Raw genomic sequence first — 14,086 nt, 5'->3', positions numbered from 1 at the left:
GGTCCGGCGCAGTGCACACCGCTCGTCCGGCAGCTCGCGCCTCGTCCGGCCGCCGGACCTCCCAGGGCCGCCGCCGCATGACGCTTTCCCCGGCGTCGTGGCGGCGGCCCGCTCACTTCCGATCCTGGTCCTGCCGTGGAGAACTGCCATGCTCAACATCGCGGACACACTGCACCTCTGGTGCCGTGAAGCACGCCCCTTTGCCCTGGCCACCGTCGTCGACGTGCACGGCAGCGCACCCCTGCCGGTCGGTACGTCGGTCGCGGTGGACGAGGACGGCACCGCGATCGGCAGCATCTCCGGCGGCTGCGTCGAGGGCGCGGTCTACGAACTGTGCCAACAGGTGCTCCGCGACCGGGGCGCTCCGCAGCGGGCCTGGTTCGGCTACTCCGACGACGACGCCTTCGCCGTCGGCCTCACCTGTGGCGGCGAACTCGACGTCCTCGTCCAGCGCATCGATCCCGCAGCCCAGCCGCACCTGGCCACGGCCCTCTCCGAGATCACTCAAGGGCGACCGGTCGCCGTGGCACAGGTCGCGGACGGCCCGGAGCGCCTCCTCGGCTCCACGCTGAGCGTGCTCGGCGGTGGCCATGCCACCTACGGGCGCGTGGACGACGGCCCGGCAGACCGGGTGGTCGCAGACCAGGCCAAGGCCCTGCTGCGGGCCGGCCGCACCGCCCGCGTCGACATCGGCGGGACAGGGGACGAATGCCCCGAACGGCTGTCCGTCCTCGTCCACGTGCACGCGCCCCGGCCGCGCCTGCTGGTCTTCGGAGCGGTCGACTTCGCCGCAGCCCTCAGCCAGGCCGGCCGCTTCCTCGGCTACCACGTCACCGTCTGCGACGCCCGCCCCGTCTTCGCCACGACAGCACGCTTCCCTCACGCGGACGAGGTGGTGGTCGACTGGCCCCACCGCTACCTGGAACGCACCGAGGTGGACGAACGTACCGCCGTATGCGTCCTCACCCACGACGCCAAGTTCGACGTCCCCCTGCTGCGACTGGCCCTCGAACTGCCCGTCGCCTACGTGGGGGCGATGGGCTCCCGGCGCACCCACGACGAGCGCCTGCGGCTCCTGCGCGAGGAGGGCGTGACGGAGGACCGGTTGGCGCGGCTGCGTTCCCCGATCGGCCTCGACCTCGGAGCTCACACGCCCGAGGAGACGGCCGTCTCCATCACCGCGGAGATCATCGTCCAGGCCAACCAGGGCACCGGCCTGCCCCTGACCCAGATCACCGGCCCGATCCACCGGCCGGGGGCTGCAAGGCAATGGACGAGGCCCGCGCCATCAAGACCCTCCTGAAGCCCTGACCGGACACGTTGGCCACAGCCTGGTCATCCTCGCCCTGCCCGGCGAAGCGGCCACCCCGCCGCAGTCCGCCTCCGCCGCGCTGCTGCTCTGGTTCATCGTCGGGGCCACCCTGTTCGCGGCGATCCGGTCCCGCTTCTTCCGCCGCGGACCCCTGGAGTACCTGCTCAACGGCGCCACCAAACTGGCGAAACACGTCCGATGAGCCTCGGGCGGACATCCCGGGAAGGTCAGCCCGAGACCGCAACGACACTCTTCGACAACGGGTCTGACCCGGAGACGGGCCTACTCGCTCCCGCTCAGGGCCGCTTCGCGTACGGAGCGGCCAGGGCCCCCGGCGGCGGATGCTTCGGGTCGATGCCGGCACAGTCGGGGACGCCGGGCGGTACCAAGGAACAAGCCGCTCACTCTGCGCGCCCAGTTCACCGACACCCGCCTCTCCTGCACCAACGTCGACCTGGACGCGCCGAAGATCGACACGGCCAGGTGCTGTCCGGCCCCCCGCCGGAAGGCGAGTATCGGTCTCACGTGTGATCTTTTCAGTCATCCACGATTCACTCCGCAGCCGCGGCAAAAGCGGCAGGAAACGGGTCGAACCGGTCGCGCACCCGCGTGGGACGCGGGCCGTGCACCGGACTGTTACCGGCGTTCCGGGCCGATCTGTACAGGCTCTGAGGCACTATCCAGTGGTGCTCCCTTCGATCCCGGCTGCCGGTGTCCGGAACGGGGGTACCGGATGCCGCACCGCAACCGCAGTGGCTGAAAACGTGTCTTTGGATGCGTGGCCGAAGCTCCGGAGCGGGTGAGTTTCCGGTAGCACGTGCGGCCTTGGGGGGCTGGGATGAACACATGGGGAGTGCCCGGATACACCGAGTCACAGGAGCTCGGATCAGGGGCGAGCGGGCGGGTCGTCCTGGCCGTGCACGAGGAGACGGGCGTGCCGGTCGCGGTGAAGTACCTCAGCGAGTCACTGCGCACCCGGCCGGGCTTCGTACGCGACTTCAGGGCGGAGGCGCGGCTGCTCGGCGGCCTGGAGAGCCCGTACGTCACCGGGTTGTACGAGTACGTCGAGAGCCCGGACGGCGCCGCCATCGTGATGGAGCTGGTGGACGGTGTCTCGCTGCGGACCCTGCTGACCAGGGAGAGTCCGCTCGGTCCCGAGGCCGCGCTCGTGGTCCTCAAGGGGTCGTTGCTCGGCCTGGCCGACGCGCACCGCATCGGCGTCGTCCACCGCGACTACAAACCGGCGAACGTCCTGGTCGTACCGGACGGATCGTCCAAGCTGGTCGACTTCGGGATCGCGGTGGACGCCGGCACCAGCGTCGGCGTGGCGGGAACCCCCGCCTACATGGCCCCGGAGCAGTGGACCGGCGCGCCCGCCTCTCCCGCAGCCGACGTGTACGCGGCCACGGCCACCTTCTTCGAGTGCCTGACGGGCCACAAGCCGTACTCGGGTGACAACCTCGCCGAACTCGCGCTGCAGCACGTCGACGCGCCCGTCCCCGCCGAGGAGGTCCCCGAGGCGGTGCGGGAGCTGGTCCGGCGTGGTCTGGCCAAGGCCCCGGGGGAACGGCCCCTACACGCCGAGGAGTTCGTCACGGAACTGGAGGCAGTGGCCGGCGCCGCCTACGGGCCCGACTGGGAGGAACGCGGCCGCGGTCGGCTCGCCGCGCTGGTGGCCCTGCTGCCTCTGCTGCTGCCCTCGGCCCGTAGTGCCCCACGTACCACGACGGACACCGCACGCACGGTCCTGAGCCGTGAACCGGGCCTCGGCTGGGCGCAGTCGTGGCGTCCCGGCCGGCCAGGGATGCTGGTGGCCGGTGCGGCCGCGCTTCTGGCTGTCGTCCTGACCTACGGCATCCAGCACACCCCGCTGGGAGCGGATCCGCAGCAGGCGGCGCAGGCCCTGGCCACCACCAGAGCCCAGCCCGGTGTGGAGTCGGGAGAGCTCATCGCTCCGCCGAGCGCGTCGGCGAACTCGTCCCCGACGCCCCCGACGTCCACCGTGTCCCCCAGTCTGTCGCCCTCGGACTCGGCGACGGCCGGCACCGGCGAGCCCTCGGCATCCGCGGCCACCACGGACCCGGACCCCGGGACGACGACACCCGGCGCGGCGACCACCGAGGCGACGCCGACGACGACCCCCACTGCGCCGGCCGCCCCCACCGCGCCGGCCGCCCCCACCGCGCCGGCCGCCCCCACCGCGCCGACTGCCCCCGCTGCGCCGGCCGCTCCCGCCGTCAAGGACGTCGCGGTGTCGGGCTTCCAGCAGACGGGTCCGACGACCGCCTCGGCAACGATCGACATCACCACGGACGGCACCGGACCGCTCTCCATCACCGTCTCGTGGTCCACGGGCGACACCGGGGGACAGCTCGGCACCCCGGACGGTGCGTCCCAGACGTTCGAGCGCAGCGGCGCCACCCAGTACACGCTCACCGTCGACCACACCTTCCAGGGCAACGGCTGTTACTGGACGGTGCAGGCCACGACCACTCCGGCCTCCGCCGACGGCGGCGCCTCGCAGCAGCTTCTGACCAGGCGGTGTGTCCTCCGATGAGCGCTCACAACGACCGAACTCCCGCGTCGTCTGCCGAGGACTGGGAGCCCACCCAGGTGTTCGGCTCCGCCGACGAAACCCGGGTGCTCGACCCGGCCGACGATCACACCTCCACCCTCCACCTCGGCCCCACCGACGAACACGCCCCGAGCGACGAACCAGGCTCCGCCGACGCCGAGTACAGCGCCACGGTGCTGGCCAGCCACTGGATCCAGAGGCCCGAGCCGGACACCACCCCTGTCGGGCCGCCCTCCACGGGGATCCTGCCGCCGCCGACACTGCCCGACCGTGCCGAGGGCACCGTGCTGCGTTTCGGCCCGGGGGTGACAGCCGCCGTCGCGCACCGTACTCACAGGACGCTGCCCGCGGTGCCGCCGCCTCGCGTGCCCCCGCGCCGACGTCTGCGAAGACACGCTCTGCCCGCGCTCGTACTGATCGCCGTCATCGCCTTCCTCGCCTGGCAGCGCCTCGGGCCCTCCGTCGCGGTGCATACGGCGGCGGTCACGGCCCGGCCGACGGATCTGGGATGCGGCGGCACAGCGGACATAGTCGCCCTCGTCGCCACGAACGGCCGGCCGGGCACGCTCTCCTACCGCTGGACCCGAAGTGACGGCACCGCCTCGGGCGTCCTGCGCGAAGTGGTGGTCCGGGGCCAGAGACAGGCACGTCTGCACCTGCTGTGGACCTTCCAGGGCAAGGGCCACTACACGGCAGAGGTCGAACTACGGATCCAGTCCCCCACCCACCACACGGTCACCACCCACTTCACGTACGACTGCCCCTGAAGAGACCTCCGTTTCGTCAACCGTGGCCCGGCCCCACACAGCGCTGCTGCCCGCTCCTTCAGACCCCGCAGATTCCAGAACTCACATGCAACCCTTCGCCCCCACCGCGAGTCTCCTGAAAGCCAACTGTTCGCAAACCCCAGGTAAATCCCAGGCATATGTGGACGGTGTGCCGCTTCATCGACCGCGATACCCGCCTGCCCCAGGAGAACCCGCATGCACAGACGCATCCGTACCGCTCTGGCCGTGGCCACGGTCGCCGCCCTCACGGGCGGACTGGCCGTGACCGCCACGGGCACGGCCTCGGCGGCCGACACCCGGACCATCGCCCAGGCCGACTTCAACGCCGACGGCTACGGTGACGTGGCCGTCTCCGCCGGGCCCGCCCATGTCAACGGCCGGTCGGGAGCCGGAACGGTCACGGTCGTCTACGGTGGTGCCTCCGGCAACCGCTACGCCACCATCAGTCAGAACACCTCCGGCGTCCCGGGCACCGCCGAGCAGGGCGACTACTTCGGAGCGGACACCGCGTACGGAGACTTCGACGGCGACGGCTACGACGACCTGGCCGTGGGCGCCCCGGGCGAGGACGTCGGCGGGGACACCGACGGCGGCACCGCGGCGATTCTCTGGGGCTCGGCGAGCGGCCTGGAGGGCGGCACCACCCTCACCGACCCGCGTCCGACCAAGCACGACTACTTCGGCCGCACGCTGGAGGCCGGCGATTTCGACGGCGACGGCAAGGACGACATCGCCCTCGGCTCCAGTGGCTCGACCATCGACATTCACCGTGGCGGCTTCGGCCGCACCAGTGGCACCACGGGCGGGCGCTACACCGCACAGGCACCCATCTACGCCGGTGCCGCCGACGGGGGCGGCCCGCTCAACCTGCACTCCGGCGACATCAACGGAGACGGCACCGACGACCTGATCGTCAACGGCTATGCCACCGACGACGACTACAACGCCAACTACTGGCTGCCCGGCGGCGCGAGCGGCGCCACAGGGAACGGCGCGCAGAGGCTGCCCGCCGGCATCATCACCGACATCGGTGACACCGACGAGGACGGCTACGGCGACATTGTCATCGGCATCCGCTGGGACGAGGGTGTCGCGGGCGCCAACACGGGCGGCACGGCGCACATTGTGCACGGCACCGCCGACGGCCCGGCCTACGGCGACACGCGGACGTTCACGCAGGACAGCGCGGGCGTCCCGGGCGCGAGCGAGTCCGGCGACTCCTTCGCCGACGAGATCGACCTCGGCGACATCAACGGCGACGGCCACCTCGACCTGGTCGTCGGCGCCCCGGGCGAGAACCTCGCGGGGGTGGCCGACACCGGCGCGGCCACCGTCCTGTACGGCGCGGCCGACGGTTCCGGCATCACCGGCCAGGGCGCGAGGTTCCTCAGCCAGGACACCCCGGGCGTACCCAACTCCAACGAGACGAACGACCTCTTCGGCTCCGACGTCCGCCTCACCGACCTCGACGGCGACGGCCGCGCGGACGTGGTCGTCGGCGCGTTGGGCGAGAACGGCGGCAACGGCGCGGTCTACGCCCTGCGCTCCGGCGCCGACGGCTCCCTGTCCGCCTCCAGCGGCATCTACACCTCCACCGTGGGCATCTCGGCCAGCGGGGCCCCGCAGTTCGGCCACAACTTCGCCGACTGACCGTCCACTTCCCGACAGGCCCGTCTGCTCACGGTCGGGCCTGTCTGCGTATCCGGAAACCGAAGGAGCCGTGCGCCAGTGCTCTGACCGGATGGGTTCGCCGTAAGCTCGCGGTGTTCGGCATGGACGGGCCTCGCCGATCCTCCGTAGGCTGGTGATCGCCTACGAAGGGGGCGGGGTGAACGGCAATCCGCTGTACCACTGGATAGCGCTGGCAGTGTCCACGGCGCTCGTGCTGCCGTTGTCGGTGGCGATACTGGCAGGGTGGACACCGCCGTGGATGCGGCAGCGACAGGGCGGGCTGCGGCTTCGCGCCTACGGCCTTCTGTGCATCTACGCCCTCATGCTCGTCAACGGCATCCCCCGGATCGCCGACGCCTCCATCGAGACGGTCATGGTCTGCATGAACGTCGGCTTCGGCTTCACCGCCGCCGCGGCGGTCCTGTTCCTGCTCGCGGCACGCAAGGATTCAGGTGCCCGGAAAGCCTGCCCAGTCGAACCTCGGGAAGGCTGAGGGACGCTTTGCCGCGCATGCCGCGTCACGGGTTGGTCAGGCTGCAGGAGTGAAGGTGACATGTTGGGAGGTCCGCTCCCCTGCAGGACAGCCCATGTTCCGGGTCGAGAAGCGCCGCGCCGGGAAATCCGTGCCGGAGCTGGTGGTCTGGGACCCTTCCGGTAACGGTCACGTCATCCGCAGCGCCGACAAGGACTCGCCCGGCCACTACACGCTGCTGGCTTTCGACGGAACACCGGTGGGCACCGTCGAACCCTTCACCGGTACGAAGTGGGGCGCCTACGAGTTCAAGGACATCCGGGGCACGGTACGGGCTCGGAGCGCGTGCCGCATGCCCGAATGGGTGGTACGCCTGGAATCCGGTACCCCACCGCCCTTTCCCCGGCTCGCACTCGCCTTCACCACCGGGCACCGTCGCCGGCTCCAGGGGAGTAGTGCGCACCCTGAAGGTGCGGGTCATGGGTCTCTAACAGTTACGGGTTATGTCGTGCACCTGCTTGTGCGGTGTGCGGCAGCGTTCCGGCCCGCAACACTGCCGGGATCGGGTCCGTCGTGGAGCCCGGTTCACCGAGTCTTGCGCGGTTACCGAAACGGGTCCGTGGGGTTTCCGGTGTGCGGCTCACTCATGGGCACCGAGCTGCTGACCAGGAATTTCATCGAACCGGATAAGTATACGATCAAAGTTATACATCCTGAAGCTGGTCCTTTTGTCCTGCACCCGGTGCACTGCTGTCTCTCGCGACGCGTGAAACCCCCGGAGAGGCAGGATCGGCGAATGACGGACAACAACGGCGGATTCCTCAGAGTGCTCGGCAGAGGAGACGTTCTGGCACTGGCCTTCGGGGCCATGATCGGTTTCGGCTGGATCGTTCTCACCTCCGGCTTCATCAGTGACGCGGGGCCGGTGGGCGCGGCGATCGCCATCACCATCGGCGGCGTGGTCGTCACGCTCGTCGGGCTGGCGTACGCGGAGCTGGTCTCGGCCATGCCGCACGCCGGCGGGGAGCACCACTACGCGCTGCGCGCGCTCGGTGGCCGGGGCGCCTTCCTGGCCTCCTGGGCCATGGTCCTCGGCTATGTGTCGGTCGCCGCGTTCGAGGCCGTCGCGCTGCCGCACAGCATGGTCAACCTCTTCCCCGACATGCTCGTGGGCCGCATGTGGACGATCGCCGACTACGACGTCTACGCGAGCTGGGTCGCCGTCGGCGTGATCGCCGCGATCGCGATCACGGCCGTGAACTACATCGGCATACGTCCCGCGGCGGTGTTCCAGACCATCGCCGTGCTGTTCCTGCTCTGCGCGGGCGCCGCGCTGCTCGTCGGAGCCCTCAAGGGCGGTTCCGCCGACAACATGGAGCCGATGGTCAGCGGGGGCATGGACGGGATCTTCACGGTGCTGGTCGCCGTGCCGTTCCTCTTCGTGGGCTTCGACGTGATTCCGCAGTCAGCCGGCGAGATCAAGCTCCCGTACCGCCAGGTGGGCAGGCTCCTGGTGATCTCCGTGCTCTGTGCGACCGCGTGGTACGTCATGATCATGCTGACCGTGGGCTCCGGTCTCAGCGCCTCCGCCCTCGCCGAGTCCAACCTCGCCGCCGCCGACGCCATGGCCGCCCTGTGGAACAGCCAGGCCATGGGCAACGTCCTGGTCATCGGTGGCATCGCGGGCATCCTGACGAGCTGGAACGCCTTCCTCATCGGCGGCAGCCGACTGCTGTACGCCATGGCCGAGTCCCGCATGATCCCTGCCTGGTTCGGCAAGATGCACCCGAAGTACCGCACCCCGGCCAACGCCGTGCTCTTCATCGGCGCTCTCTCGGTACTGGCCCCGTTCTTCGGACGGCCGATGCTGGTCTGGCTGGTCGACGCGGGCGGCATCAACATCGTCGTCGCCTACGTCGTCGTCGTGCTGTCCTTCCTGGTGCTGCGCCGCCGGGAGCCGGGCATGGAGCGCCCGTTCCGCACCCCGGCCGGACCGGCCGTCGGTGTCGCCGCGCTGGTGTGCAGCCTGGGGCTCGGCGTGCTCTACCTGCCCGGTATGCCCGCGGCCCTCATCTGGCCCTCGGAGTGGGTGATCGTCGGCGTGTGGTGGCTGGTCGGCGCGTTCTTCATGTGGCGGCTGCCCAAGGTGGCGGCGGGCGAGGACGCCGAACAGCGCCTCATCGCCGCCGTCGCCGCCCGCTGACCGCGGGATCCCTTCGTGCCCGGTAACGACCGGGTGCGAAGGAGGCCGCGGGTGCTTCGGACCATGCGGCAGCCGGAGTGCCACTCCCGTGTGAGTGCCGCTTGCGCGGCCGGAGCAAGGCGGAACGGCCCGAACAGGACTGGACAACGACCTGAGTCCCCGCCCGCGCCGTGGTCACCTGCCACCTCCCCTGACGCGCGGTGGAAAGTCGCAGGTCCACTGATCAGCCCTCCGGCCGACCAGCAGGAGTGAAGACGCCCACGGCGCTGACGGGTTCGGGTGCCGTGGGCTTCCGCCGTCGTCGGTCATCACGTTCCCGCCCTGCGCCGCATGGAAGACCGTGGGGGCGCGGGCGTCCTCGGACGCTTGGTGCGAGTGATCGTGGCGGGTGTCCCCTGCCACCCTTCCCACCACTTCCCCAGCTCCCGTCACGCCACCAACCGGTCGGCTCCTGCGAACGGCGCCTCCGTCATCTCGGAGCCCGAGCCGCACCACAGGGAGGAGGCCGGAAGCCAACGGTGCGGTTGTGGTGCACGACTGGCCCACCGGTCCAGCCGGCCTCGCGCTTTCACGCGGTAGGCGGTCCGGCTACCGCCTTGGTCCCGCGAAGGCGTAGGCCGCGGTGCCGGCGACCGTGAGGACCAGGGCCGTCCAGGTGCCCGCTGCCGTGCCGGGTGGCAGCAGCATCCAGGTCGCCACCTGCATCGGCGCACTCGTCGGGGGCGGGGCGAAGGCCGAGAACGAGAGCCAGGCGAACGGCAGCGTCCATGCGTACTGGCCGTCCGACAGCGCCGCGCCCAGGGCGACCAGTCCCATCAGACCCGCGCTGTCCCGGACGACGAACGCGGTGGTGGCCATGTCCTTCCCCATCGTCTGCGCCGTCAGTAGCACGGCGGCGACGACCGCGCCGGCGAGCAGCACGTGCGCCGCCCTGCGGGTCACCCAGCAGATCGCGGCCGTCCGGTCCAGCGCGAGGTCCTGCCCGCTGAGCCCGATCGAGGCTGCCATCGCCCCCGTAGTGAGGACGAGTACGGGCAGCAGCGGATCACCGGCTCCCTCGCCCCCGTCCCAGGCGAGTGCCCACGCCGCCAGCGTGCTGATCACCACCGCGGCGAGCGAGGCGGGTACCTGACGCGATCGCGCGTACAGCATCAGCCATCTCACCCGGACGCACCGTCTTTCAGCGCGTCGTACACGTCGCCCTTGCAGGAGAGCGCGGCGGCGCGCATCGCGTTGATCCGCGAGAGCTGTTCGGCCCGCGGCAGCGCCTTGAGTTCCTTCCAGATCGGGCGGGCCTCGGCGTCGACCTCGCGGCCCGGGCTTGCCGACTGTGTGCCGGGCAGCGACCTGAGGTCCCCGACGACCCAGCCCACCGCGACGGTCTGCGCTACGCCGTCTCCCGCGCCGAACCAGCCGACGGGGGTGCACCCTGGCACCATGCCTTTGGCGATCAGGGCCCAGGTCAGCTCCTCGCCCTTCGCGGCGGCGATGATGTCGTCGTCGAAGTCGAAGAGCACGGTCCTGCGGGACCACTGAGGCGTGGAGCCTTCCGGCAGTACGGCGGAGTTCTCCCGGACCGAGACCGGCGCCCGGCCGCCCAGTGCGCCGTGCAGCAGGCGCAGCGCCTCCTTACCGGGATCCGCCAGGTCGGCGAGTCGCGCCTGCTGCGCCTTGGTCACGCACACCGGCCCGTCGCACACCAACTCCGCGGCGGCCTCGTCGACGACATACATCCGGCGTGGGTCGGAGGGGAGGACGAGCAGGGCGAGCGTCGCGCCCGCCAGGACGGGCGCCAGGGCGATCAGCCGGGCGCGCGAGGTCGCGGCGACCAGCAGCGCGAAACCGGTCGCGGCCATGCCGAGCAGCCAGATCGTCTGCCCGACGTGCACGGAGGCGGAGAGGGTGACGAGCACATGGGGTACCTCCACCTCCGGTGACAGCAGCGAGACCTGGTTCGGCTCCGTCCTCGGGATCCCCATCGCCGTGTCCGTCTCCGTCCGGCCCAACGACATGTGCATGAGGGCCGTGAACACGAAGGCGCTGATGGCCAGCGCGGGCGGTGTGAGCACGGACGGCAGGGCCCGCCCGGCCCCCATGCCCAGCACGGCCCCCGCGACGAGTGAGAGTGCCCCCACCAGCGAGATCGGCAGCCACCCGAGGTGCGTGTACTCGGTGTTGGCGGGCACCTGGACCGCGCCCACGAGGACGAGGAGCGCAAAGGCCGAGGCCAGCGTGACCGCCGTCGTGCCCGCCAGCGCGGCCGCGCGGTGCCGGGCGGGCCGGGGCGTGCTCGCCAGCAGCTCGGACATCTTCGAGCGGTGGTCGCGCAGGCCCTGCAGCGCCCCGAGCCCCACGGCGAGCGGCCACAGGTAGAACAGCAGGGAGCGGGTCCACAGGGCCATGGACGTCCACTGGGCCGTCCACGCCGTGGTGCCCCTCCACCACTCGGCGTTCACCAGGTACAGGAAAGCCAGTGCGCTCGTCAGGACCACGGTGCCCGCCCATGGGGCGACGGAGCGTCTCAGCTCGATGCGCAGAACACGGACGTTCACCAAGTGCCCCTTCCCTGCTTGGGGTTGAGCAGCATGGCCGAATAGCCGCGCTCCAGCGGGCTGCCACCCTCGTGCTCCGGGCCGCCCACCGAGGCCAGTTCGTCCGGCGGGCCCTGGAAGACCAGCCGCCCCTCGGCGAGGAGGACCACGTCGGTGCAGGCGGCGGCGACGTCCTCGACCAGATGGGTCGAGACGACCACGCAGGTGTCCGTACCCAGCTCCAGCAGCAGCTCGCGGAAGCGCAGCCGCTGCGCGGGATCGAGGCCGACCGTCGGTTCGTCCAGCAGCAGGATCGACGGATCGTTGACGATGGCCTGAGCGATGCCCACCCGCCGCACCATGCCGCCCGACAGCGACTTCATCCGGTCGTCGGCGCGGTCCGCCAGACCCACCCGCTCCACGGCGCGCTGTACCGCCGCCGGTATGTCCGCCTTGGGCACCTCCTTCAGCCATGCCATGTACTCGACGAACTCGCGCACCGTGAAGCGCTTGTAGTAACCGAACTCCTGCGGCAGATAGCCGATCCGGCGGCGCAGCGCACGATGGTCGCCCATGCCGCCCGCGGACTCGCCGAGCAGCTCCAGGGTGCCCGCGGCGGGGCGCAGCACGGTGGCCAGGGCCCGGATGAGAGTGGTCTTGCCCGCCCCGTTGGGTCCGAGCAGACCGTGTACGCCGGTGCCCAGCGACAGGTCGAGCCCGTCGACGGCCATCCGTTTCCTGCCGACCCTGACCTTCAGCCCGGTGGCCTGGATCTCCGAGGCGTAGGTCGTCGGTGCGATGTCGGCCGCGTTCACCGCGGATGTCATGTGGTGTTCCTTTCCGACGGTCATCGATGGGCTCCCAGCACGCAGTACGCGCCCCTGCGGGCGACCACGACACCGACGCCGAGCCCGAGGATCAGCCCCCACACAGGCAGAACCCCCGTCTGCAGGGCGAAGGTCATACGGCTGGCGGCCAGGGTCGGCGCCACGACCACGGCGGCCCACACGGCGGCCAGCACGACGGCGGCGCGGGTAATACCGACGACACCGCCGAGCGCCAGGGTGGTCGCGGTGAAGGCCAGACAGGGCAGCAGCCACTGGGCCACCATCACCCCCGTCGCCCATCCACCGACCAGCAGCGCGGGGACCACCACACCGAGCACGGACGCCGTGCGCCGCAGGACCAGATAGAGCCCGGCCCTGGGCACCGAGGCCGTCAACTCATACGCCGGGTCCAGACCGCGCGACCACGACACCGCCACGCCGAGCACGGGCAGGACCGGCGCGAACAGCAGCACCAGCGACACCTCGCCGGAACCGGTGTCGACCAAGTCGAGCAGCAGCGCCAGCAGCGTCACGCCCACGACCATGGCCAGCCACGGCACCATCGTGGGCGTCATCCACCTCGACAGCCGCGCCGACCAGCGCCGTTCGCGCGGCATCGTGGCGGTGACCGCCAGCTGGGGTTCGAGGCCGGACCACACGGTGTCGACCAGCGACGCCACGGCCGGCACCTCCGCACCGACAGCGGCAGACAGCCGGTCACGGCACACCCGGCACGTCTCCAGATGAGCCTCTACGGCCCACACCTCGTCGGTGGCGAGGTCCGTGCCGCCGCGCGCGTAACCCTCGATGACCCGCATCGATGCGTGTTCAACACTCATGCCAGCGCCCTCCGCATCGCGATCCGTGCCCGGCGGGCACGGGTCTTGACCGTGCCCTCGGGCAGCCCGAGCAGGACCGCGGTCTCCCGGACGGACAACCCGTCGAGCACCATGGCCTGCAGTACCTGCCTGAGTTCCGGTGCCAGGCGCCGCAGCGCGTCACCGACGTCCCCGTCGACGGTCGCCGCGAGCGCCTCCTCCTCGGCGGCGGGCGCCGCGTCGGGGAGAGCGGCGGCCGGCGGCGGCTCGGCATGGTGGGCCCTGCGCCGGAAGGCGTCGACGAGGCGGCGAGCCGCGATCGTCCACAGCCATCCGACGGCCGTCCCGCCCACCGAGGCCCCCGCGAACGCGCCCGCCGCGCGCCACACCGCCAGATACGTCTCCTGCATGACCTCGGCGACGATCTGCTCGTCTGCACAGCGACGGCGCAGGCGCACCGCCATCCACGGCGCGGTGCGCCGGTACAGCTCCTCGAACGCCGCGCGGTCACCCGTGGCCACCAGCTGGACGAGACGCTCCTCGTCCAGCTCGCCCGGTGCCTTCCTGACTGATCTCACACCCGCTAGACGCCGGGCCCGGACTGTCGGTTTTCCCCTTTACGTGATCCCCGTCACATGCTCGGCCGCGCACACCTCGGCGCGCACACCTCGGCCCGACGGCCGTGCAGCGCGCCGAGTTCCTCTCCAGTGCCTGCGACAGACAAAAGGACGACGAGGGGAACTGCGGCGCGGACGTGGAGATGTCTCGCGGACGGATCGCAGGTGTCCGCGCGGGCGGCAGCCCCTTGGCGACGGCGACGGCGACGGCGACGGCGTCGGCGGCCGGTGGCCGCGGCCCCGAGTGCGGTCGGGCCGTGCCCGTTCACTGT

11 protein-coding genes are annotated in these 14,086 nt (G+C 71.1%); 6 read left to right on the top strand and 5 right to left on the bottom strand.

The window, feature by feature from the left end; translation table 11 throughout:
• Positions 1-148: 148 nt before the first annotated feature.
• The 6 genes from ACFYO0_RS13200 (at position 149) to ACFYO0_RS13175 (ending at position 9,021) form a co-directional block, all read left to right on the top strand.
• The gene (locus ACFYO0_RS13200; RefSeq protein ID WP_388674334.1) at positions 149-1,303 is read left to right on the top strand and encodes an XdhC family protein; all 1,155 of its coding nucleotides are present in this window, start codon (positions 149-151) and stop codon (positions 1,301-1,303) included.
• A gap of 847 nt (positions 1,304-2,150) precedes the next feature.
• Positions 2,151-3,869: a serine/threonine-protein kinase gene (locus tag ACFYO0_RS13195; protein ID WP_388674332.1), complete on the top strand. Its 1,719-nt coding sequence runs from the start codon at positions 2,151-2,153 to the stop codon at positions 3,867-3,869.
• On the top strand, positions 3,866-4,654 hold the full coding sequence (locus ACFYO0_RS13190; RefSeq protein ID WP_388674330.1) for a hypothetical protein: 789 nt from the start codon (positions 3,866-3,868) through the stop codon (positions 4,652-4,654). The genes ACFYO0_RS13195 and ACFYO0_RS13190 overlap by 4 nt, the downstream gene beginning before the upstream one ends.
• A gap of 216 nt (positions 4,655-4,870) precedes the next feature.
• A complete protein-coding gene (locus tag ACFYO0_RS13185; RefSeq protein ID WP_388674328.1) occupies positions 4,871-6,325 on the top strand; it encodes a VCBS repeat-containing protein in 1,455 nt (484 codons plus the stop codon).
• A 154-nt stretch (positions 6,326-6,479) separates the two neighbouring features.
• A complete protein-coding gene (locus tag ACFYO0_RS13180; RefSeq protein WP_388674326.1) occupies positions 6,480-6,839 on the top strand; it encodes a hypothetical protein in 360 nt (119 codons plus the stop codon).
• 775 nt (positions 6,840-7,614) lie between these two features.
• Positions 7,615-9,021: an APC family permease gene (locus tag ACFYO0_RS13175; RefSeq protein WP_388674324.1), complete on the top strand. Its 1,407-nt coding sequence runs from the start codon at positions 7,615-7,617 to the stop codon at positions 9,019-9,021.
• Between the two features lie 588 nt (positions 9,022-9,609).
• Here ACFYO0_RS13175 and ACFYO0_RS13170 read toward each other — a convergent pair.
• The 5 genes from ACFYO0_RS13170 to ACFYO0_RS13150 are packed head-to-tail and all read right to left on the bottom strand — an operon-like array spanning position 9,610 to position 13,775.
• Positions 9,610-10,185 (bottom strand): hypothetical protein, encoded by a 576-nt coding sequence (locus ACFYO0_RS13170; RefSeq protein ID WP_388674322.1) that lies wholly within the window; start codon positions 10,183-10,185, stop codon positions 9,610-9,612.
• Positions 10,182-11,573 (bottom strand): hypothetical protein, encoded by a 1,392-nt coding sequence (locus ACFYO0_RS13165; RefSeq protein ID WP_388674320.1) that lies wholly within the window; start codon positions 11,571-11,573, stop codon positions 10,182-10,184. Before ACFYO0_RS13165 ends, ACFYO0_RS13170 begins: the two co-directional genes overlap by 4 nt.
• Positions 11,570-12,403, bottom strand: a complete 834-nt coding sequence (locus ACFYO0_RS13160; RefSeq protein ID WP_388674318.1) for an ABC transporter ATP-binding protein — start codon at positions 12,401-12,403, stop codon at positions 11,570-11,572. The genes ACFYO0_RS13165 and ACFYO0_RS13160 overlap by 4 nt, the downstream gene beginning before the upstream one ends.
• Positions 12,400-13,218, bottom strand: coding sequence for a zf-HC2 domain-containing protein (locus ACFYO0_RS13155; RefSeq protein ID WP_388674316.1), 819 nt, complete (start codon positions 13,216-13,218; stop codon positions 12,400-12,402). Before ACFYO0_RS13155 ends, ACFYO0_RS13160 begins: the two co-directional genes overlap by 4 nt.
• Complete coding sequence (locus ACFYO0_RS13150) at positions 13,215-13,775, bottom strand: RNA polymerase sigma factor (RefSeq protein ID WP_388674314.1); 561 nt, start codon at positions 13,773-13,775, stop codon at positions 13,215-13,217. Before ACFYO0_RS13150 ends, ACFYO0_RS13155 begins: the two co-directional genes overlap by 4 nt.
• Positions 13,776-14,086 lie beyond the last annotated feature (311 nt).

Source organism: Streptomyces sp. NPDC006365, from assembly GCF_042870755.1.
Classification (GTDB): Bacteria; Actinomycetota; Actinomycetes; order Streptomycetales; family Streptomycetaceae; genus Streptomyces; species Streptomyces xiangluensis.
This window is presented reverse-complemented; position numbering and strand designations above follow the sequence as displayed.

Excerpts from the sequence above, each read along its gene's own strand:
- ACFYO0_RS13195 (WP_388674332.1), top strand. The coding sequence starts at position 2,151 with ATGAACACATGGGGAGTGCCCGGATACACCGAGTCACAGGAGCTCGGA.
- ACFYO0_RS13185 (WP_388674328.1), top strand. The coding sequence starts at position 4,871 with ATGCACAGACGCATCCGTACCGCTCTGGCCGTGGCCACGGTCGCCGCC.
- ACFYO0_RS13160 (WP_388674318.1), bottom strand. The coding sequence starts at position 12,403 with ATGACCGTCGGAAAGGAACACCACATGACATCCGCGGTGAACGCGGCC.
- ACFYO0_RS13155 (WP_388674316.1), bottom strand. The coding sequence starts at position 13,218 with ATGAGTGTTGAACACGCATCGATGCGGGTCATCGAGGGTTACGCGCGC.
- ACFYO0_RS13175 (WP_388674324.1), top strand. The coding sequence starts at position 7,615 with ATGACGGACAACAACGGCGGATTCCTCAGAGTGCTCGGCAGAGGAGAC.
- ACFYO0_RS13190 (WP_388674330.1), top strand. The coding sequence starts at position 3,866 with ATGAGCGCTCACAACGACCGAACTCCCGCGTCGTCTGCCGAGGACTGG.
- ACFYO0_RS13200 (WP_388674334.1), top strand. The coding sequence starts at position 149 with ATGCTCAACATCGCGGACACACTGCACCTCTGGTGCCGTGAAGCACGC.